The sequence below is a fragment of the Allobosea sp. P4_H5 genome, assembly GCF_056400825.1.
The window spans coordinates 171035-191381 of the sequence record NZ_JBFUKM010000002.1 but is presented as its reverse complement, the minus strand read 5'-3'; the positions used below and the strand labels follow the sequence as shown (position 1 = coordinate 191381).

Here is a 20347-nt window from a genome sequence, read left to right as displayed (position 1 = left end):
GGAAGATCAGGAGTGCATCGGCCAGATCGCGGGGGCGATCGCGAGCGCGTCCGGGAAGATCGTGACGAATTGCCCCTTCACGTACTGGATCAGCACGGGGTCGGCGTCGTCGTTCTGCCCGTCTGGCCCGAACGCCACCTGCTTCCACGGCATGATCGTCTTCTCGCCGGGAATGCGGGTGGCTTGGAGCGCCTCGCGGATCCTAGCGCCGTCCTGCGATTTCGCCCGGTCGATGGCGTCGGCGAGGATGAGCAGCGCCATGAACTGGCGCGCGGTGTTGTCGTTGAGGTCCTTGCCCGCCTTGGCCTTGTAGAGGCGGTTGACCACGCCGACCGAGGGACGCTTGGCCGCCATGTCGACGGAGAAGCTGGCGCGCGAGATCAGCCCTTCGAGCTGGCTGCCGACTGCGTCGAACACCGCCTTCTCCGAGAAGCCGGCGGCCTGGGCGACGATATTTTTCGGCTTGTAGCCAAGCTCTGCCATGGTCTTCACCAGCAGGATCGCATCGGTCTGGTAGCTGGACGGCAGCAGCACGTCCGGATTGGCCGATTTCAGCTGCTGGACCTCGGCGGTGAGCGAAGGCGAGTTGGCGCGGTACTTAATGTCGGCCACGACCTTGTAGCCGCGCTCGGCCGCGAGCCGGCGCTGCACGCCGGATGAATCGGCCCCAAAGATCGTGTCCTCGTGGAAGATGCCCACGGTCTCGACCGGCCTGCCCCTGGCACGCTGGGCATCGAGGAAATCGAACATGCCCTTCGTGAACATCTCGTCATGCGCGCCGGGGCGGAAGAAGAACTTCAGGCCGCGGCGATGCAGGCTCGGCGAGGATGAATCGGCCACGACATAGGGAACGCCGTAGCGCTCGCAGGTGACGCTGACCGTCGCCGACACCGAGGAATGGAAAGCGCCGATCACGGCGCAGACCTTGTCCTGCGTGATCAGGCGCTCGGCCTCCGAACGGCCCTTCTGCGGATCGCCCTGATGGTCGGCATAGACCAGCCGCAGGCGCGCGCCGCCCAGCGAGGCCAGCCCGGCGCCGCGCGCGGCCGGCAGGTCGATGTCGAAATTGCCGTTCACCACCTCGGTGGCGACCTCGATCGCCTGGCGGGCATCGACACCGATCTGCGCGTTCGGTCCCGACATCGGGAAGATCACCCCGATCTTCACCTCCGGCGCTGCGCTCTGAGCCCGCGCCCCCGCGCTTGCCAGAACCGCACCACCACCCAGCAGCAGCTCGCGCCGACCCAATGCCTTCATCTCACCCTCCTCATTTTAGCGAAACCGGCCTGTCCGACTTCGCGGTTGAGAGTTAGATATACGTAGCATATATTTGATTCAAGCAGATTCTTCGGGCATATGGATACGCCACGGATCGAGGCACCGTATCGCCTTGTATCGACAGAAGAATCGGCCTTCGCTCCATCTTGGAGCAGCGCGCGGACAACATCGAACACGGGTGACATGAGCAAAGCGGGCAAGACCGAAGAGTCGCAGCGGGCGAGCACTGGCCGCCTGCGGCAGGACAAGGCGACCTCGGCAAGGGCAGCGAAGGAGCCACAGGGCGCCAAGCCCTCCCAGACCGACGCGGCGCTCGACCTGATGCGGGCCAAGATCATCGACCTGACGCTGGAGCCGGGCAGCCGGATCGACGAGCCGCTGCTGATCAAGCAGTTCAAGCTTGGCCGGACGCCGGCGCGCGAGGCGATCAACCGCCTGGTCGCGGAAGGGCTGGTCAACATCCAGCCCAACCGCGGCGGAACTTACGTCCGCGGCCTCGACTTCCGCGAGATCGGCGAGGTCGTCGCCGCCCAGCAATTGGCGGAATCGATCCTCGCGCAGCTCTGCCGCTTCGAGGACCCGACCCTGGTCGCCGATCTCGAAGCGATCCAGGAGCGCTATGTGCGCGAGGTCGAGCAGCGCGCCTATCTCGGCATCACCTCGCTCAACGAGGAGTTCCACCTGCGCATGCACCGCTCGATCGGCAATTCATTCTTCTTCGAATTCGCCCAGTCGACCCATCGCCATGTCCGGCGACTGCTCGTGCTGATCTACAAGATGGAAGAGGCCGAGCAGAACGTCCTCGACGACCAGTTCGAGCTGAACCTCGACGAGCATCGCCAGATCATCGAGGCGATCCGCGGCCGTGACCGCGCCCGGCTCAAGGAGCTCCTACCGGCCCATGCACGCCAGGCCCAGCAGCGCCTGCTCCGATTGCTCAGCAGCAAGAGCATCGAACCGCTGACGCTCGATCTGCGCCCTCTCGGCCTGTCGGACCAGGCCTGATTCCGGCAGGCCGGGAGCCGGCACGAACAGCCTTTCGGAAACGGCCTTGCACTTCACTGATTTAAAATATACGCAAGGTATATCTTATATCGGAGCAACCGGCATGAACGAGCACGTCCGCGCAGCCTCCCCTGCCCCCGCTTATGGCGGCACGCCGTCGCAGTCCCTGCCGGTTCCGCCCTTCCCGGTCGAGACGCCGTGCTTCGTCATCCTGGAGGACGCCGTGCTGCACAATCTGCAGCAGACCGCGAAGGGAGCCGGAGGCATCGGCCGGCTGATGCCCCACATCAAGACGCATCGCGCGCCCTGGCTGGTCGAGGCCATGCTGGCGGAGGGCGTCGAGGCCTTCAAGGCGGCGACGGCCGCCGAGGTCGAGATCGCGGCATCGGCCGGCGCTCCCCAAGTCGTCTGGGCCTATCCGACCGTCAATCCGCTGGCAATCGCCCGTGTCGCTCGCGCCGCGCGGGCCCATCCTGGATCGCGGATTGCAGCGCTGATCGACTCCGCCGAAGGGCTCCAGGCCTGGCGCGAAGAACTCGCCCGCGAGCCTGCGCCCAATCTCAGGCTCCGGCTTGATCTCGACCCTGGGCTCGGGCGGACCGGCGTCCCGATCGCGCCGGCATCCTATGAGCTGGCGCTCGCGATCAAGTCCGCCGGCCTTTTCGACGGCTGGCACGCCTATGACGGCCATATCCAGAACCCCGACCGAAACGAGCGCGTCCGACGGGTCGAGGAACTGGGCGGACGCCTGCGCGAGTTCCTGGCCGGCGCCAAGGCTTTGGGCCTCGACGGCGACCTGATCGCCGCCGGCAGCTATTCCTTCGATCTCTGGCCGAGCGAGCTTGCGCGCTGGGTCTCGCCGGGCAGCTGGACCTATTCCAGCTCGCAGCACGATGTCGATCTCGCCGATGTCGGCTGGCGCGTCGGCGGTTATGTCCTCGCCACCGTCCTGTCGGTGCGCGCGGGGACCGCGACCCTCGATGCCGGCTCCAAGGCGATCTCGCCCGACATCCCGCTCGCCGACCGCTTCCGCGGCCCCGGCCCGATCCGCCTGATGAAGGAGGAACATGTCGTGGTCGCGACGGACGATCTGCGCATCGGCCAGCAGGTCCCGCTGATCCCGCGCCATGGCTGCACCGCTGCCTATCTCTATGATCGCGCTCTGGTGCAAACGCGCGACGGGCGCTGGGAATACCGGACCCAGCTCGGCGCCTCCCGCTGACACGATCGGATCAGCCCATGTCCCCCCTCCCCCACAGCACTGTCGAGCTTGGCGGCCTGCCCTTCCGGCACCGCATGGTCGCGGCCGCCGATACGCGCTTCCACATCGTCGAGGGCGGCCAGGGCGACCCGGTGATCCTCATCGCCGGCTATCCGCAGAGCTGGTACGCTTGGAGGCGCGTCATGCCCCTTCTGGCGGCGAAGCACACGGTGGTCGCGATCGACCTCCCCGGACAGGGCGATTCCGACAAGCCGCTCAGCGGCTATGACACCCGCACCACCGGCGAGCGCGTCCATGCCCTGATCGAAACATTGGGCTACGACCGCTACTTCCTGGCCGGACACGATATCGGTGCCTGGGTCTCCTATCCCTATACGGCCCGTTATCCCGAGGAGGTCAGGCGCGTCGTCCTGCTCGACGCCAACATCCCCGGCGTGACGCTGCGGCCGACCATGAACCTCAGCCTGGAGCGCAGCTGGAAGAGCTGGCACTTCCTGTTCAACACCATTCCGGACCTGCCGGAAGCCCTGATCCAGGGTCGCGAGCGCCTGCTGATCGAGTGGTTCTTCCAGCGCAAGACCGCCAATCCGACCGGCACATTCAGCCAGGCTGACATCGACGAATACGAGCGCGTCTACAGCAAGCTCGGCAACCTCAGCGGCATGCTCGGCTACTACAGGGCCGTGTTCGAGGACATGGAACAGAACAAGGACCTCGCCCACACCAAAGTGAAGACGCCGATCCTTGCCCTCGGCGGCGATTTCGGCAGCGCGCCCGACATCTACGAGGCGATGAAGCCCTTGGGCGATCATGTCGAGGGCGGCGGCGTCCAGGACTGCGGCCACTACATGCCGGAAGAGCAGCCCGAGATCATCGCCGAGACGATGCTGGCCTTCTTCGCTAGGGATGGCCAGCGCTGATCGCGCTGGCTGGGTGCGGTGGCCTCTTGTAAACGCCTAGCGCGCCGCCGTCGCCACACCACGCTCATAGAGAGCCTGATCGAACAGTCGATCGAGCGCGGGCGCCTGGGGAAAGTCACCGAGCTCGACTTGATAGGCCAGCAGTTCCTCGGTGGCCCGGCGAATCCGCGCGGGGTCGTTGACGAAGCTCACGGCCGGAGAGGTCAGGGCTCGCGCAATCGTCGCCTCGGGAACGAGATCGCCACCGAGGGCGGCGAGGACATGAGGCGCCGCCTTCGCCGGCTCGCTGCGGATCAGCTCCGTCGCGCGATGGAACAGGCCGACGAAGCGCTCGGCCAGTTCGGGCCTGGTTTTGACGAGCTGTCCCGAAGCCGCGACGACGACGCCGGGAATATTCGGAAACATCTCCGGCGAATTGACGATGCGTCTGATGCGCGGGTCGCGCTCGGGCACCAGCGTCGCCGAGGGCTCGAGCAGCGTGCCGCCGTCGATGGCGCCAGTCAGCATGGCCTGCTGCACCACCTCGATGCCCATATTGACGATCTCGACATCGGCCCGGTCGACCTTTCCGACCTTCCATAGCCAATGGTGAAGGGCGACTGTCGGCACGCCGCCGGGGGGCAGCGTCCCGAGCTTGGCCTTGCGGCCGGTCGCCGCCTTGAAAGCCGCAAACGCCCTGGCGGGGTCGTTGCCGTTCTCGGCGAAAGCCTTGGCGAGGGCCGGCCCCGCCACGAAGGCGGTGCCGCCAATCGCGGCGGCGGCGATGACCGAGGCATCAAGCCCGCGAGATCGGGCGACCGCGACCGGAGCGACCCCGATGGTCAGAATGTCGATCGTGCCGGAGGCGAAGGCCTGGATGGCGTTGGGCCCCGAGTCGAACTTGCTGAGCTTCAGATCGAGGCCGGCCTCGCGCGCCGATCCGTCGCCGGCGAGGACGAACAGGGCGCTTGCCCCGATCACGGGGACATAACCGATCCGCAGCGTGGAGGCCTGGGCGAAACCAGGCCGCACCCCGGCGATGGTGCTGGCCGCCACGGCGAGCAGGCGTCTGCGATCGATCATCTCAAGCTCCAACAGCTCCGCGACCGACTAAAGGACGCGGTTGGCCGGCGTTATGGCACTGCCTCTGTAGGAAATGCTTCCAACCTTCGTGTCCGGCGGAGAGGAATTACCCTGCTGCGGACGGCCGGTTGATGCCTGTCGCCGTGGCGTGCAGGCGCGGGACGGCGGCGACCAGCCGCTTCGTGTAGGGGTGACGGGGGCGCAGGAAGACATCGTCGGCCTCCCCGGTCTCAACCGCGACGCCCTCGCTCATCACCAGGACACGATCGCTGAGATGGTGCACCACGCCGAGATCATGCGAGATGAAGAGCATGGCGAGCCCGAGCCGGTGCTGAAGCTCGACCAGCAGGTCGAGCACCTGCGCCTGGGTGGTGACGTCGAGCGCCGAGACCGGCTCGTCGCAAATCAGCAATTCGGGTTCGCAGGCCAGTGCCTGCGCGATCGAGACCCGCTGGCGCTGGCCACCGGACAGCGTGGTCGGCCGGCGCCCAAGGATGTCCGGTGGCAGGTTCACCAGCCGGACAAGCTCTTCGACGCGCGCCTGGCGCGCCGCCTTACCAAGGTCCGTGTGGAGGCGCAGCGGCTGCTCGATGATGCGCCCGACGGTATAGCGCGGATCGAAGGAGCTCAGCGGATCCTGGACGATCGTCTGGATATGCCGGCGCAGCGGGCGCCGCGAGCGCTCGGGCAGGCTGCTCCAGGGCTGCCCCCGGAACAGCACCTCTCCGGCATCGGGACGACGCAGGGCGAGTGCGACCTTGCCGAGTGTGGTCTTCCCCGAGCCGGACTCGCCGACCACGCCGAGCGTCTCGCCCGGTTGAATCGCCAGCGAGACGCCGGCCACCGCCTGGGTCTCGCTGCCATCCCGGCCGGCGAAGCGGACGCAAATGTCGGACATCGTCAGGATCGGCTCTTGCGATTGGCCGGCGATCCTCGCCTTGGCAGGCCGCAGGCCGGGTGAAGACAGCCAGCGGTCACGTTTCGCGGCGGCGGGGACCGCGGCCAGCAGGCGCTGTGTGTAGTTGTGGCTGGCCTGACCAAGGACCTGGCGCGTCGGGCCGGTTTCGACGAACTCGCCATTCTGGATCACCGCGATCCGATCGGCGAACTGGGCCGCGACCGCCAGGTCATGTGTGATCAGCAGGATGCCGTGGCCGGCTTCCGCGAGCGTGCTGAACACGCCGAGGACCTGCTGCTGGATGGTGACGTCGAGCGCGGTCGTCGGCTCGTCGGCGATCAGCAGGCGCGGCCGGCCGGCCAGCGCCGAGGCGATGAGCGCTCGCTGCCTGAGGCCGCCGGAGAGCTCATGCGGATATTGTGCGGCCCGCTTCGCCGGATCGGGAATGCCGACGCGAGCGAGCAGAGTCTCGACTTCCCTTGCCACTTCGGAGCGCGGCACCAGCTGATGTGTCAGAAGCGGCTCCGCGACCTCTCGTCCGACCGTACGCAGCGGATCGAGCGAGACCAGCGCATCCTGCAGGACGAAACCGATCTCGCGGCCGCGCACCTTGCCCCACTCGCGCTCCGAACAGGCAAGGAGGTCGACGGCGCCACCGGCATGACCGGTGAGCCGGAGGGTATCGGCCTCAACCTGGGCACGAGGCCCCGCCAGCTCGACGAGTGCCCGAGCCATCACGGATTTGCCCGAGCCGGACTCGCCGACGACCGCGAGGATTTCGCCGGGAGCAATCGCAAGGGAAATGCCGCGCACGACCTCGGTCCATCCGCGCTCGCCCGGAAAGGCGACGCGCAGGTTCTCGACCTGGAGAATGGCCGCAGGGCGCGCTGGAATTGCCTGCAGATCGCCTTCCTTCGGAACGAACTGGACGTTCACGGCACATCTCCTTGTGCGAGCAGGAGCTGCAGCCGTCGGCCAAGGAGCGTGATCGCGATCACCGAGACCGCGACGACCGTTGCGGGCAGCAGGCTGATCCAGGGCGCGGTGTCGAGGAAGTTCCGGCCATCGGCCAGCAGCGCGCCCCATTCGGCGGCAGGCGGCACCACACCGAGCCCGATGAAGCTCAGCGCCGATGCCGAGAGCACGGCGTTGCCGACGCCGATCGTCGCCAGCACGACCAGCGGCCTCACGGCGTTCGGGATCACATGGCGGGCGATGATTGCCGAGGTCGGCTCGCCCAGCGCCACGGCATGCTCGACATAGCCGGATTGCCAGACCCGAAGCACCTGCGAGCGCACCAGCCGCGCATAGCCTGCGATGCTGGAGAGCCCGACGGCCAGCAAGGTATTCGCCGGTCCACGGCCGAGCACGGCGATGATCAGCAGAGCGAGCAGGATCTCCGGGAAGGCGAGCAGGATGTCGATCAGCCGAACGAGCAGGCGCTGCAGGCCAAGCGGAGCGAGCGCCGCCGCCGTCCCCAGCAGCGTCCCGCCGGCGCAGCCGATCAGCGTCGCGCCGATGCCGATCCCGAGGGATTGCGCCGTGCCGTAGACGACGCGCGTGAAGACGTCGCGGCCGAGCTGGTCGGTGCCGAACCAGTAGACGAGGCTCGGCGGCAGCAGGATCGCATCGGTGTCGACCGCGTCGGGCGCAAGTGTCGTGAACCAGTGCGGCACGCCAGCTGTAGCGAGCAGAAGCAGCACCACGGCCAGAGGAATGAGCAGGCCGGGCGCGCGCCAGGGCCGCCTTGCGCCCTTGCCGCCCCGAACCCGGGCGATGACGTCGAGGACGTCGCTCATGCCCGGGCCCGCCGCAAACGGGGATCGATCAGCAGATAGAGCGCATCGACGAGGAGGTTGATCAGCACCGAGACGAGGGCGGACAGCATCACCAGTCCGAGCAGGAGCGGCATGTCGCGCGTCTTGATCGCCTGCAACGTGATCTGGCCGATGCCGGCCCGCCCGAAGACCGTCTCGGTCAGGATCGAGCCGCTGAGGACGCCGGCGAAGAGCGTGCCGGTGAGGGTCGAGACGGCGAGCGCGGCATGGCGCAATGCATGACGCAGCCGCAGCGCCGTTTCACTGACGCCGCGCGTGCGGACGGTCAGGGCAAAGGGCTGCGAGAGCGCCTCCTCCATCCCGTCCCTCAGCACCTGGGACAGCAGCGCCGCCAGCGGCAGGCTGAGCGCAATCGCCGGCAGGATCAACGCCCGGAAGCCCTCGCCCCCGATGATCGGGAACCAGCCGAGCTGGAAGCTGAAGACCGTCAGCAGCAACAGGCCGATCCAGTAGACCGGTGTGCTCAGCACGGCGAGCTCAAGGCCGGACAGGGCGCTGCGCAGGCCCTGCCGTCGTCCGGCGGTGGCTTGCGCGTTGATGAACGCCAGAACCAGCGCCAAGACCATCGCCGTGCCGGCGAGTTGCAAGGTCGGGCCCGCAGCCTCGCCGACGACCTCGATCACCGGCTGCCGGTACTGATAGCTCTGGCCGAAATCGCCGAGCATGGCCTGGCCGATATAGCGCGCATACTGCACGGGCAGCGGCTGATCGAGGCCGAACTGCCGGATCAGGGCCTCCCGCTCGGCGGCGTCGACGACATTCTCGCCGCCGGTGAGCACCGAGACGGGATCGCCCGGAATCGCCTTGACCGCGATGAAGGTGATCGTGGCCGCGCCCCAGAGCACGGCCAGGATGACGCCGATGCGCCGCAGCGCCACGGAGAGCAGGCTACGGAGCGAGCCAGGCATCGTAGAAGTTCGGCTTGGCGTTCGTCGCCCAGCTGATGCCCTTGAGCTTCCTGGACGCCCCCAGCTGATAGGCAGCGACATAGAGGGGCACGGCATAGGCCTGGCCGATGATCTCGGCCTGGACCTGGCCGTAGAGCTGCCTGCGTTGCTCGTCCGATGCGCCGATCGCCTTGGTCAGCGCCTCGTCGAGGCTCTTCACCCGCGCGATATTGGCGCCGTTGGGCGGGATATAGGCCGAATGGAAGACGGTTCGCAGGATGTCGGGCTCGGCGCGGACATAGTAGAGCGAGGCGATGTCGTAATCGTTGGCACCGGTGCGGGCCGTGTAGCCGCCGGCATCGACCGGATCGAGCTGCAGGTCGAAGCCCGCCTTCTTCACCGAGAACTGCACGGCTTGGGCGAGCGTCAGGTCGGATGCCCCCCAGGCGGCGGCGTCATAGACGAAGCGGAGGGTAAGTCGCTCGCCATCCCTGGAACGGATGCCCTCGGCGTCCTTCCTGGTCCAGCCGGCTTCGTCGAGCAGCCTGGCGGCCTTCTGCGGATCGAAACCCCAGCTCGCCGCGATCCTGGCATCATAATAGAGCGTCGACGGCCCCAGGATGTTGTCGGCCGGCTTCAGGCTGCCAAAGAAGGCGGCCTTGACGGCCGACGGAGCATCGACGGCGCTCTGGAAAGCTTGCCGGACGCGCGCATCCGCGAATGGCCCACGGGTCGCATTCAGGAAGAGGGAGCGGTTCACGCCCGGGTTCTCGCGCGTCACGACCTGCAGGCGGGCATCGGCCTGGACGGAGCGGAAATTCGCTGGCGGAATCTCGTCGATCGCCTGCGCCTGCCCGCTGCTGAGCGCACCGAGACGGACCGAAGCTTCAGGCAAATAGCGGAAGCTGATCGCGTCGAGATGGGCGGGCCCCTGATGCGCGGCATAGCCCGGGCCCCAATTGTAGTCGGCGCGCTTGGTCAGGCGGCTGCCACTGCCTTTGGTGAAGCTCTCGAGCACGAAGGCGCCTGAACCGACGACCGTATTCGTCGTGCTCTTGGCGTTGCGCAGATAGGTCGGCGACTGGATGCCGAGATAGGGCAGGCTCAAGCCCTGCAGCAGCGGCGCGAAGGGCTGGCGGTAGGAAATGACGACCGTCGCGGCATCCGGGGCGGCGATGCTGTCGACCGGGCCGAGCAGCGATTTCGCATAGCTCGACGTCGTCTTCGGATCGAGGATGCGCTCGAAATTGAACTTCACCGCCGCGGCATCGAGCGGCGTGCCGTCGCTGAAGCTCACGCCCTGCCGCAGATGGAAGGTGTAGACGGTGTTGTCGCCGTTCACCTCCCAGCGCTCCGCCAGCCAGGGCGTGAAGCGATTGTCCTCTGCCTGCCCGACCAGGGAGTCGACGAGGTTGCGGGTGATCAGGGCCGTGATCGAGTTGCCGGTGATCGACGGGTCGATGATCGCGGTATCGCTGGCGAGGCCGACGGTCAGCGTGCCTCCTGCGACCGGCTTGCCCCCGGCTTGATTGTCGGCGGCAAAGCCCGGCCCCCCGGCTGTGAGAAGGGAGAAGGCAACGGCCATGGCCAGAGGGCGGCCCGCATGGGCCTGGATGGCGGTTCGCAGATGCAGGGGACGAAACGCCATCGATGTCTCCACGGATTGACCAGGCGCCGCTGCGGCACAGCTGCGGCACATCGGCTTCGCGACAAGCGAGTGCGATCTGAGCAGCGTTTCGGAAGCGGTCAAGAATAAATTATTTATTTAGTAGATTATTTTCCTCTCGAATACACGTAAAGCCGATTTCAGTCGTCAGACCGCTGGATCGAAGAAATTCATTTAAGCAATGGCGGATCAGCAGCAAAATTCGAGCCTGTAACGGCCCTTTGAAAGGGCATCCAAGGCCCGCGGCAAAGGGACGGCACGCAAATCCACGTCAATATAGTTGACTATTTAGATAAACTAATAGGATGAAGGAAGCCGGATCGGCATCCAGGCGGCGGGAAGTCAACGCCGCCTCCCCTCATTCCTCACCCTCCGAGACCGAGAAGGCTGTTTTCGATGTCGCATATTTCAACCATGTCGCGCCGCGCCGCGCTCGGCCTTGTGGCGGCGGCCGCGCTCCTGCCGTCGCTTGCGATGGCGCAGCAGAACTTCGATCTCACCGCTGCGCAGAAGGGCCAGCCGCGGGCCGAAGTCGTCACTGAGGCGGTCAAGCTGCTCCGTGAGGACGTGAAGCTGGTCAAGCCCGGCACTTTTACCATCGCCACCACCGGCCAGCGCTTGCCTTTCGGGATCAACGCTGCCGACGATCACAAGACGATCGTCGGCTCGGAACCCGACATCGCCCGGCTGATCGCCGACGGGCTCGGCCTCAAGCTCGAGGTCGTGCAGGTCGCCTGGGCGGACTGGCCGCTCGGCGTCGCCTCCGGCAAATACGACGCGGCAATCTCCAACATCACCGTCACCGAGCAGCGCAAGGAGAAGTTCGACTTCTCGACTTATCGCAAGGATCAGCTCGGCTTCTACGTCTCGGCCAAGAGCGCCATCAAGGAGATCGCCAAGCCCGAGGACGTCGCCGGCCTCAAGGTGATCGTCGGAGCCGGCACCAATCAGGAGCAGATCCTGCTGCGCTGGATCAAGGCCAACGAGGCCAAGGGCCTGAAGTCCACCGAGATCCAGTATTTCGACGATGACGTCGTGCTTTATATCGCGCTCGAATCCGGCCGCGCCGATGCGTATTTCGGCCCCAACGGTACGCTCGGCTTCAAGGCCGCGCAGTCCGGCTCCACGCGCCTCGTCGGTTCCTTCTCCGGTGGCTGGCCGGAAATCGCCGAGATCGCGGTGACCACCCGCAAGGGCGGCGGCCTCGCAGAAGCGATCACCGCCGCACTCAACGCGCAGATCAAGAACGGCAACTACCAGAAGTCGCTGGCACGCTGGGGCCTCGCGCCGGAAGCGCTCGATCTCTCGCGCACCAACCCGCCCGGCCTGCCCAAGAGCTGAGCGATCGCCTCATCGCAGACAGAGCCGTTTGTCTGGCCCGCTCCGGCGCTTCACCGCACCGGGGCGGGTCATCGCTCGCTCGCGCCGAGTGCACTCCAGGAGATCGTGTCCAGCATGCCCCGGCAAACCGCCGACATCGTCGTCCTCGGCCTCGGCGCCATGGGCTCGGCCACCCTGTTCCAGCTTGCGGCGCGCGGCGCTGATGTCCTCGGCATCGATCGGTTCAGCCCGCCGCATGAGCTGGGTTCGAGCCATGGCGAGACGCGCGTCACCCGTCTTGGCGTCGCTGAGGGAACGGCGCTCGCGCCGATGGTGCGACGTTCGCATGAGATCTGGAAGAAGCTGGAGGCCCGGACCGGAGAACATCTGTTCGGCCAGGTCGGTTTTCTCGCCATCTCAAGCGAGGTGCCGCAAGCCGGATCGGCCGGCTTTATCGAGCGTACGCTCGCCGTGGCGCAGCGCAGCGGTGTCGCACATGAGCTGATCGATCCGGCCGAGGCGCGCCACCGCTATCCCTGGCTGAACCTCGCTGACAGCGACCGGGTCTATTTCGAGCCCGAAGGCGGCTATCTCCGCCCAGAGCGCTGCGTCGCGGCTCACCTGCAGCTCGCCACCGAAGCCGGCGCCCGCCTCGCGCTCGAGACACGGGTCGGCGCGATCATCCCGCGCGGCGCGCATGTCGAGATCGAGACCGACCAGGGCATGATCCTCACCGGCCGCGTCGTGGTCAGCGCCGGTGCCTGGGCGAGCAAGCTGCTCGGCTCGCGCTTTTCTGCGTTGCTGCGGCCGACGCGCGAGATCCTGCACTGGTATGAGTTGGAGTCGTCAGCCCCGGCGCAATGGGCGCAGGCGCCGGTCTATATCTGGTCCTATGGGCCGGGCGCCGAGCAAGGGTTCTACGGGTTTCCCGCCTTCGACGGCGCGGTGAAGGTCGCCCATGGCGAGAAGACGCACATGGTCGATCCGGACAGCTTCGACCGAGGCAGCGAAGAGGCGGAATCGCGGGACTTCTATACCCGCGCTGTCGACGGGAGGCTGAAGGGGCTGCGCATCGACGCCTCGCGCCGCAAGACCTGCCTCTACACGGTCTCGCCGGATGGCGGCTTCGTCATCGACCAATGGCCGGAAAGCGAGCGCGTGCTCGTGGTGTCGCCCTGCTCGGGCCATGGCTTCAAGCATTCGGCTGCGATCGGTGAGGCCGTCAGCCAGCGTCTTCTCGACGGCGCGAGCCGGATCGATCTGTCGTCCTTCGGGCTCGGCAGGTTCGACGTGGCCCCGGCATCGGCGCGAGCTGCGGCCCTCAGCGAAGGCTGACGCCGCAGCTCTCCAGGCTCGCGCCCGGATTCCTGTGCGCCAGACCGAACTCGACGAGAATGTCGGGCGGGCACAGGCACGCCGGGTCGTTCGGAGGAGGGCCGAAGCCCTTTTCCCAAGCTCCGTCATCCTGCTGCCATTGGGCGACCAGGCTTCGCCAGGCCGCACGCACGACCTGCGCCCTCTGCCTGCGCCGAACGGAGCCGGAATTGCGCTTGGGCCTCGGTATCCGGACACGCTGCCGTTTCTCTTTCATCGGCAGGTCTCGCCAGGCCGCGTCATTGCCATACTCCTCCTAGCCCAAGCAGCGGCCATCGCATCCCAATGACCGCGAGATATTAAGATGCGATGCGCCCCACCAGCTCGCCTTCCCGTTCCTGGGGGAACAGCACGGCGGGGGGCAGCCCGAGATTTTCGCGCAGGTCACCGCCCGCGTAGTCACGGCGGAACACCTTGCGCTCCTGAAGGATCGGGATGACCTTCGCGGCAAACTCGTCGAAGCCACCCGGCGTCAGGTGCGGCGCGAAGACGAAGCCGTCGGCCGCGTCCGCCTGAACATACTGGTCGATTTCGCTGGCGACAGCGTCCGGCGTGCCGACGAATTGCTGCCGGGCGGTCACCTTGATGATCAGTTCGCGGATGCTGAGCCCGTCGCGCTCGGCCAGTTCGCGCCAGGCCCGCGCCGTGTCGAGGCGATCATCGTACCGGGTCGCGCGGCCCTGGGCCAGTTGCGCGGAGACATCGGGATCGATCGCCGGTAGAGGGCCGTCCGGATCGTAGCTTGAAAGATCGCGGTTCCAGACCTGCTCCAGGAAGACGATGGCGTTCCGCGGGCTGACCTGCTGCAGGCGGATCGCCTTCAGGTTCTCCTGTGCCTCCTCCTGCGTGTCGCCGAGGACGAAGGCGGCTCCGGGCAAGATCTTGAGCGCGTCCCGGCTGCGGCCATGTCTGGCCAGCCGGTTCTTGACGTCGGCATAGAAGGCCTGCCCGGCCTCCAGCGTGCCATGGCGGGAGTAGATCAGGTCGGCATGGCTGGCCGCCAGCTCGCGGCCTTCCGCAGAATCGCCCGCCTGGGCGATGACGGGCGCTCCTTGGGGCAACGGCGCGAGACCGGTGCGGCCGGCGATGTCGAAATGCCTGGAGCGGCTGGAGAAATCGCCACCCGCCCAGATCGCCCGGACGGCCTCGATGAACTCCCGCGCCCGCTCATAGCGCTCCGGGAACGGCAGGTGATCGCCGCGCCGAAAATTCGCGCCGGTAAAGGCGCCGGGCGAGGTGACGACGTTCCAGCCTGCCCGCCCATCGGAGAGGATGTCCAGCGTCGCCAGCTGCCGGGCCAACGGATAAGGCTCATTGAAGGTCGTCGTCAGCGTTCCGATCAGGCCGACATGGCTGGTGATCGACGCCAGCGCCGTCAGGATCGCCAGCGTGTTGGGGCGGCCCGCCACGTCGAGTTCGTGGAAGCGGCCCTTCTGCTCGCGGACCCGCAAACCCTCGGCCAGGAAGATGAAATCGAACCTGCCGCGTTCGACCGTATCGGCGAAATGGCGGAAGGAGGCGAAGTCGATCTGGCTTCCTGCCGCTGGATCGCTCCAGACCGTGAAGTTGTTTACGCCCGGGAACTGCGCACCGAGGATGATCTGCTTCTTGGACATGGATCGAGAATCCCTGACTCAGGCTGCGGCGGTGTAGCGATTGGCCGCGACCGGCAGGCTGAAGCGTTGGCGCAGCGTCCCTCCCGAAGGCTGGCGGGCAAAGCCGGCCTCGCGCAGGCGCGGCAGCAGTTCGTCCAGGAAGCGGCCGATCTGCACTGAGGGATCGGTGAGGACGATCCGGACGCCACGGGCGCCCAGTGCCGCCGCCTGTTCAGCAACAGCAATCAGTCCATCGATCGATTGGGCCTCGGGATCGGGCACGAGATCCGCGACGACAAGCGGCCCGTTCCCACCGGACAGATCGGCGATGACGCGCTCGATATCGCGGAGGCCAACGGGCAGGAAGACGACATCCGCCTGCCGGATCAGGGACGGGTCGTCGCCCTGCGCCCAGGCAAGGGCGACCGGAGGCTGGCCCTGGGGCGGACGCGGCGTGATCGATGGCCCCAGGACCCGGAAACCGGCGCCTTCGAAATCGATGTAGTGCAGCTTCGACCCGTCGAGGAAGCGCTGGCTCACCGGGTCGCGGATCACCGCGTCGTCCTCCCAGCTGTCCCACAGCCGGCAAATGACCTCGATCGCGGCCTGGGAATCCCTGTCCTGCACCCGCCGGTCGCCTGTGGGAAAGCCGTTGAGGACGCCGATAGCCTGCTGGCCTTCGCTGGCCCGCGCGCCGCTGAGCCGCTGCACCAGCAGCCCGGCCCTCCCCTCGCTGACATGGTCGAGCGTGGCGATCCCGGTCGAGACATGGAAGGGCTCGAGGAGATTGACCGGAGCGCTGGCGATGATGCCGAGCTGCCGGCTGCGCGGCGCGAGCCAGCTGGCGAGGAGCACGGCATCCGGCCCGTCGGCGCCGGCTCGGGCAAAGCCATCCTCCAGCGTCACGAAATCGACCGCGCCATCGGGGCTGGCGATCAGCGAGCTCCAGAACGGGCCCGGGCCGGAGCGGCCGTCAGGAGTCGATGCGGCAGCGTCGAGCGCGACGCCGAGCAGCAGGCCGTCATGAGTCATCGTCTGCTTTCTTGGTCTAATCGCGGAAATGGAGGTTGCTAGCGGCCGATCGCCGATGACTAGGCGGCCGCGGTGATGCCGAAGCTGGCAAGGCGGGCGAGGATCGTGGCCTCCTGCTGCGCCTTGACCGCGGTCACGCGGACGGTGGCCTCTTCGAGCGAGCCTGCCGGCGGATAGACCGGCGACGTGCCGGGCTGCCCGGCTTTCTTGCCGATATGCTTCTCGAACGGCAGGGAGCGGTAATGGGTGAGCTCCGCTGTCGTGTCGAAGAGCGGGCGATAGCCGAGCAGAAGATAGAGCGCGAAGGCCTCCGGCTGGCGAAAGCCGGTGGTGAGATAAGCGCGGGTATAGCCGAGCTCCGCCGCACTCTCCTCGAGCGCGAGGACGATACGCTTGGCAAGTCCCTGGCGGCGCAGATCCGGCCTGGTCCAGATGCGCTTGAGTTCGGCTGTTTCGTCGTCATGGCTCATGAAGGCGCCACCGGCGATGGTTTCGCCGTCGCGCTGCAACAGCAGGAAATCGCCGAGCGGAGGCAGGAACGCCTCGCCGGGATAGCGCAGAATCTCCGACCGTGCGCCGCCGGGCCGGCTCGCGGCGCCATATCGCCCGTCATATTCGCTGACGAGCCCTTCCAGCAGCGGCTGCGCCGCCGCATCCAGAAGGGAGGATCGGACAATGAGATCGGCCACCGACTTGTCTCCGTGAATTCGGGCGCGCCCTCAGGGGATCGCTGCTTGAAGATATAGACTACTAATTATATGGATTAAAGCAACATACCGGTGATCGCGGGGAATGGATGTCTTACGCCCTGAGTTTTCTCGACAAGAGCCCGCTTCATGACGGCAACGACGCCACCGCGGCCCTGCAAGGCACGCTCGCGCTCGCCCGAAAAGCGGAAGAGGTCGGCTTCTCCCGCTTCTGGGTGGCCGAGCATCACAATGCGCCAAAGCTGGCGAGCTCCTCGCCGGAGGTGCTGATCGGCTTCCTGCTCGCCCGCACCAGCCGCATCCGGATCGGCTCCGGCGGCGTGATGCTGCAGCACTACAGTGCCTATAAGGTCGCCGAGAATTTCAACCTGCTCGCCGCCCTCGCGCCCGGCCGCGTCGATATCGGCATCGGCAAGGCCCCGGGCGGCATGCCGCTGTCGACCCGGGCGCTCCAGGGCGCCCATGATCCGGCAAGGAAGCCCTCGTTCGAGGTGCAGCTGACCGAGCTCGACGGCTTCCTGCGCCATGGCGAGGGCCAGGGAAGCGAGGCAGGGCGGGAGGAGGCCGACCGTCTTGCCGCCTATCCCGCGCCTGCGACATCGGCAGAACGATTCCTCCTCGGCGCGAGCCCGGACAGCGCGCGACTGGCGGCGCGGCTGGGCTGGAATTTCGTCTATGCCGGTCACATCAACGGCGATGAAACCGCCATTGCGGGAGCTGTCGCGGCCTATCGCGAGGCCGGAGGCCGGTCGATCCTGCTGGCGGTCGGCGTTGTCACGGCCGAGACCGAGGCCGAAGCCAGCCGCCTCGCCGGCGACATCCGTCGCTTCCGGGTGGAGGTCGAGAACGGCCAGGGCGTCAATGTCGGCAGCAGGGAGCAGGCCCTGGAATATGTCCGGCAGGTCGGCGCCAGCCGCTACCGGATCGAGGAGCGCAGCGCGCTCGTCATCCGCGGAACGCCCTCGCAGGTTCACGCCGAGCTGGGCCGGCTGCACCGAACCTTCGGAATCGACGAGTTCGTCGTCGATTGCCCGCAGACGGAGGGCAGCCAGCGGCTGAAGACCCTCGAGCTGCTGGCGGCAGCGCACATCTCTCTCGCGGCCTGAGAACGCACCCGGACGCAAGCGCGTCGGGTGATCAGGCATTCCCCGCCGCGGTCCATCATCCATCGACAAGGACATCACCATGGCAGCCCCTCGCTCCCGCCGCCTCAAGACATTGTTCGGCGCCAGCAATGTCATCGCTGCAGCCAATGATGCGGACCCCGCGCTTGGTGCGAAGCGCGCCGTCGCGCTGGCGCAGAAGGCCGAGGCCGAGAAGATCACCGGCCTGTTCACCGCCGACCTTTTGCAGATCGATCTGGCCGGGCTTGCGGGCACGGCCGGCATCCAGGAGCCGCTGATCGCGCTCGCCGCGCTCAGCCAGGCCACGACGCGGATCGGCCTCGTCGCGACCCTCTCCACCACCTTCCACCACCCCTATAATCTCGCCCGCCAGATCGGCACGCTCGACCATGCCAGCGGCGGGCGCGCCGCCTGGAACGCGGTGACGTCGTCCGTCGGCGAGGAGAATTTCGGCGAAGCGCTGCTCAGCCCGGAAGAGCGCTATGCGCGCGCCGCGGAATTCATCGCGGTGGTCAACGCGCTCTACGACGCGAATGAGCGCGACGCCGCGCAGCGCAAGGCATCGGGCGCGATCGCGATCGACCCTGCCAAGTTCCACCGCATCGACCATCGCGGCCGCTATTTCAGCGTGCAGGGGCCGCTCAATATCCCGCCCTCGCCGCAGGGGCGGCCCGTGCAGTTCCAGGCCGGACAATCCGAAGCCGGTGTCGTCGTCGGCGCGCGCTATGCCGAGGTGGTTTACACCTCGCAGCCGAAGCTCGCGGATGCCATTGCCTTTGTGACCGAGCTTCGCCGCCGCGCCGCAAGCTTCGGGCGCGATCACGGGTTGCCCTTCATCATGAACTCCTTCCATTCGGTCATCGGCTCGTCCGAGGCCGATGTCGCCCACCGGCTCAAGGACAAGCATGAGCGGATCGACTACGAGCAGGGGCGCCTGAAACTCGCCGACATGCTCGGCGGCGAGCTCGATCTCTCCAGCCTGCCCCTCGACGAACCGGTGCCGGAGGCGCTGCTACCGGAGGTGACGAGCATCAACCGCCGGCGCGGACGCGTGGAGATCTTCCGGCGCTATGCCCGGCTGGGGCTGACCTTGCGCGAGCTTATCATCGAAGCGCAGGAGACCGGCCACTGGTCGGTGGCGGGCACGCCGGAGCAGCTCGCCGACGCCATCGAAGAGCGTTTCCGCGCCGGCGTCCTCGACGTCGTCACCCTGCACGGGCTGGGCAATCCGGACCAAGAGGACCTGCTGCTTAACGGCTTGCTGCCGGAACTGCGGCGCCGCTCCCTGATCGATGACGACTATGTCGGGGGCAGCTTCCGCGCCAACCTCGAACTGCCAGCGCATTCGGCTGAAGCGGAGTGGCTTGCGCATGCCAGGCCTGCCTGACGGCAAGGTCTGACCAGCCGCAACTCATCGATGCGGAGCAGAACATCGTAGTCGCCGGCGTCGACGACGACCTGTCGGTTGTGCGCTCAGTCGAGATCATCGCCGAGTGCAGCACCCGCGGCTACAGCTTCTCCGGGTATCAGGCCAACGCGCCGCAGAAGCCGCTGCCGGGGCCGAAGGTCGACGAAGAGCTCGATAATCTCGGGCATTCCGTCAACCAGACGATCGTCGGCCTTCAGGACGGCGCGAGGACGGGCGGCTGCGCAATGGCATCGTCACGGCCGACGCGCTGGCGCCGAACCTGTCGACCGGCGTCGATCCGGCCGAGCTATGGGTCACGGACAAGCAGTACCAGGCCGGCAACTGCGTCTCCGACGGGCGCCGCGTTCTATCGCTGCGTCCAGGGCCATATTTCGACCGTCTTCGCCGACGATCTGGCGGCCGGTTATTGGGTGATCCACCACAACTGGATCGTTGGTGCGCAATACGGCGTGAAGATCGAGATCGCCAACCACCCGGCCGGCGAAATCTGCGTCCACAACAACACGATCGAGGAACAGGGCTACTACGGCATCTACGCGGCCTCGGTCGACGCCAGCCCGACGACCGGCGCCGCGTCGAGGTTCAATTTCTCGGACAACGAGTTCTCGAACCTCTACACCGGCTCGACCTATGTCGGGGCGATCTATCTCGTGGAGCGTGTTGACGGTAACGTTTGGCTGACCGATCTTGCCGTTTGCCGCAACACCACGCGCTCGAATTCAGGTGCAGGCGGCGCGCACATGCGCATCTCCGCCGGCCAGAACATCACCATTTCTGAGAACATTCTGGAGGAACTCGGGCCGGGCGCGCCGTACGGAATCTATGTGCATGGCGTCGTCACCAACGCGTCGCTCGGCTCCAACATCCAGGTGCTGGACACGACCTTCCAAGGGACGTTCACGGCCAAGTTCATCCTTAAGCCTGGCGTCGTAACGTAGCGTCACCAGCTGCCGCTGACGGCAGCTGAGATTAACGCCGTCGACGCGCGTG

Annotated in this window: 17 protein-coding genes; 8 read left to right on the top strand and 9 right to left on the bottom strand. The window is 66.8% G+C overall.

Features of this window, described 5'->3' with window-relative positions; translation table 11 throughout:
• Positions 1 to 6 precede the first annotated feature (6 nt).
• Positions 7 to 1257, bottom strand: coding sequence for an ABC transporter substrate-binding protein (locus AC1DS0_RS04895; protein ID WP_476813262.1), 1251 nt, complete (start codon positions 1255 to 1257; stop codon positions 7 to 9).
• Positions 1258 to 1461: 204 nt separating this feature from the next.
• On the opposite strand from AC1DS0_RS04895, the gene AC1DS0_RS04890 reads away from it, so the two are divergent.
• The 3 genes from AC1DS0_RS04890 to AC1DS0_RS04880 all read left to right on the top strand — a co-directional run bounded on the left by AC1DS0_RS04890 (position 1462) and on the right by AC1DS0_RS04880 (position 4425).
• Positions 1462 to 2283 carry a GntR family transcriptional regulator gene (locus AC1DS0_RS04890; RefSeq protein ID WP_476813261.1) on the top strand — a complete coding sequence of 274 codons (822 nt, stop codon included), beginning with the start codon at positions 1462 to 1464 and terminating at the stop codon, positions 2281 to 2283.
• A 103-nt stretch (positions 2284 to 2386) separates the two neighbouring features.
• Positions 2387 to 3505 (top strand): alanine racemase, encoded by a 1119-nt coding sequence (locus AC1DS0_RS04885; protein ID WP_476813260.1) that lies wholly within the window; start codon positions 2387 to 2389, stop codon positions 3503 to 3505.
• A gap of 17 nt (positions 3506 to 3522) precedes the next feature.
• Positions 3523 to 4425 (top strand): alpha/beta fold hydrolase, encoded by a 903-nt coding sequence (locus tag AC1DS0_RS04880; protein ID WP_476813259.1) that lies wholly within the window; start codon positions 3523 to 3525, stop codon positions 4423 to 4425.
• Positions 4426 to 4461: 36 nt separating this feature from the next.
• Here the strand turns inward: AC1DS0_RS04880 and AC1DS0_RS04875 are convergent, their stop codons facing one another.
• The 5 genes from AC1DS0_RS04875 to AC1DS0_RS04855 all read right to left on the bottom strand — a co-directional run bounded on the left by AC1DS0_RS04875 (position 4462) and on the right by AC1DS0_RS04855 (position 10758).
• Positions 4462 to 5487 (bottom strand): ABC transporter substrate-binding protein, encoded by a 1026-nt coding sequence (locus AC1DS0_RS04875; protein ID WP_476813258.1) that lies wholly within the window; start codon positions 5485 to 5487, stop codon positions 4462 to 4464.
• 106 nt (positions 5488 to 5593) lie between these two features.
• Positions 5594 to 7321 (bottom strand): dipeptide ABC transporter ATP-binding protein, encoded by a 1728-nt coding sequence (locus AC1DS0_RS04870; RefSeq protein ID WP_476813257.1) that lies wholly within the window; start codon positions 7319 to 7321, stop codon positions 5594 to 5596.
• Positions 7318 to 8184, bottom strand: a complete 867-nt coding sequence (locus AC1DS0_RS04865; RefSeq protein ID WP_476813256.1) for an ABC transporter permease — start codon at positions 8182 to 8184, stop codon at positions 7318 to 7320. Before AC1DS0_RS04865 ends, AC1DS0_RS04870 begins: the two co-directional genes overlap by 4 nt.
• A complete protein-coding gene (locus AC1DS0_RS04860) occupies positions 8181 to 9131 on the bottom strand; it encodes an ABC transporter permease (protein WP_476813255.1) in 951 nt (316 codons plus the stop codon). Before AC1DS0_RS04860 ends, AC1DS0_RS04865 begins: the two co-directional genes overlap by 4 nt.
• Positions 9112 to 10758, bottom strand: coding sequence for an ABC transporter substrate-binding protein (locus AC1DS0_RS04855; RefSeq protein ID WP_476813254.1), 1647 nt, complete (start codon positions 10756 to 10758; stop codon positions 9112 to 9114). Before AC1DS0_RS04855 ends, AC1DS0_RS04860 begins: the two co-directional genes overlap by 20 nt.
• Positions 10759 to 11172: 414 nt before the next feature.
• Here AC1DS0_RS04855 and AC1DS0_RS04850 point away from each other — a divergent pair, with 414 nt between their 5' ends.
• Positions 11173 to 12117 (top strand): ABC transporter substrate-binding protein, encoded by a 945-nt coding sequence (locus AC1DS0_RS04850; RefSeq protein WP_476813253.1) that lies wholly within the window; start codon positions 11173 to 11175, stop codon positions 12115 to 12117.
• A 114-nt stretch (positions 12118 to 12231) separates the two neighbouring features.
• Positions 12232 to 13431: an N-methyl-L-tryptophan oxidase gene (gene solA, locus AC1DS0_RS04845; RefSeq protein ID WP_476813252.1), complete on the top strand. Its 1200-nt coding sequence runs from the start codon at positions 12232 to 12234 to the stop codon at positions 13429 to 13431.
• Between the two features lie 338 nt (positions 13432 to 13769).
• Here the strand turns inward: solA and AC1DS0_RS04840 are convergent, their stop codons facing one another.
• Genes AC1DS0_RS04840 through AC1DS0_RS04830 form a run of 3 tightly spaced genes read right to left on the bottom strand, consistent with a single transcriptional unit; the run spans position 13770 to position 16786 of the window.
• A complete protein-coding gene (locus tag AC1DS0_RS04840; RefSeq protein ID WP_476813251.1) occupies positions 13770 to 15086 on the bottom strand; it encodes an LLM class flavin-dependent oxidoreductase in 1317 nt (438 codons plus the stop codon).
• An 18-nt stretch (positions 15087 to 15104) separates the two neighbouring features.
• The gene (locus tag AC1DS0_RS04835; protein ID WP_476813250.1) at positions 15105 to 16097 is read right to left on the bottom strand and encodes an LLM class flavin-dependent oxidoreductase; all 993 of its coding nucleotides are present in this window, start codon (positions 16095 to 16097) and stop codon (positions 15105 to 15107) included.
• A 59-nt stretch (positions 16098 to 16156) separates the two neighbouring features.
• Positions 16157 to 16786, bottom strand: a complete 630-nt coding sequence (locus tag AC1DS0_RS04830) for a GNAT family N-acetyltransferase (protein ID WP_476813249.1) — start codon at positions 16784 to 16786, stop codon at positions 16157 to 16159.
• Positions 16787 to 16893: 107 nt separating this feature from the next.
• On the opposite strand from AC1DS0_RS04830, the gene AC1DS0_RS04825 reads away from it, so the two are divergent.
• The 3 genes from AC1DS0_RS04825 to AC1DS0_RS04815 all read left to right on the top strand — a co-directional run bounded on the left by AC1DS0_RS04825 (position 16894) and on the right by AC1DS0_RS04815 (position 20295).
• Positions 16894 to 17910 (top strand): LLM class flavin-dependent oxidoreductase, encoded by a 1017-nt coding sequence (locus AC1DS0_RS04825; protein WP_476813248.1) that lies wholly within the window; start codon positions 16894 to 16896, stop codon positions 17908 to 17910.
• 79 nt (positions 17911 to 17989) lie between these two features.
• A complete protein-coding gene (locus AC1DS0_RS04820) occupies positions 17990 to 19315 on the top strand; it encodes an NtaA/DmoA family FMN-dependent monooxygenase (protein ID WP_476813247.1) in 1326 nt (441 codons plus the stop codon).
• Positions 19288 to 20295: a hypothetical protein gene (locus AC1DS0_RS04815; protein ID WP_476813246.1), complete on the top strand. Its 1008-nt coding sequence runs from the start codon at positions 19288 to 19290 to the stop codon at positions 20293 to 20295. Before AC1DS0_RS04820 ends, AC1DS0_RS04815 begins: the two co-directional genes overlap by 28 nt.
• Positions 20296 to 20347 lie beyond the last annotated feature (52 nt).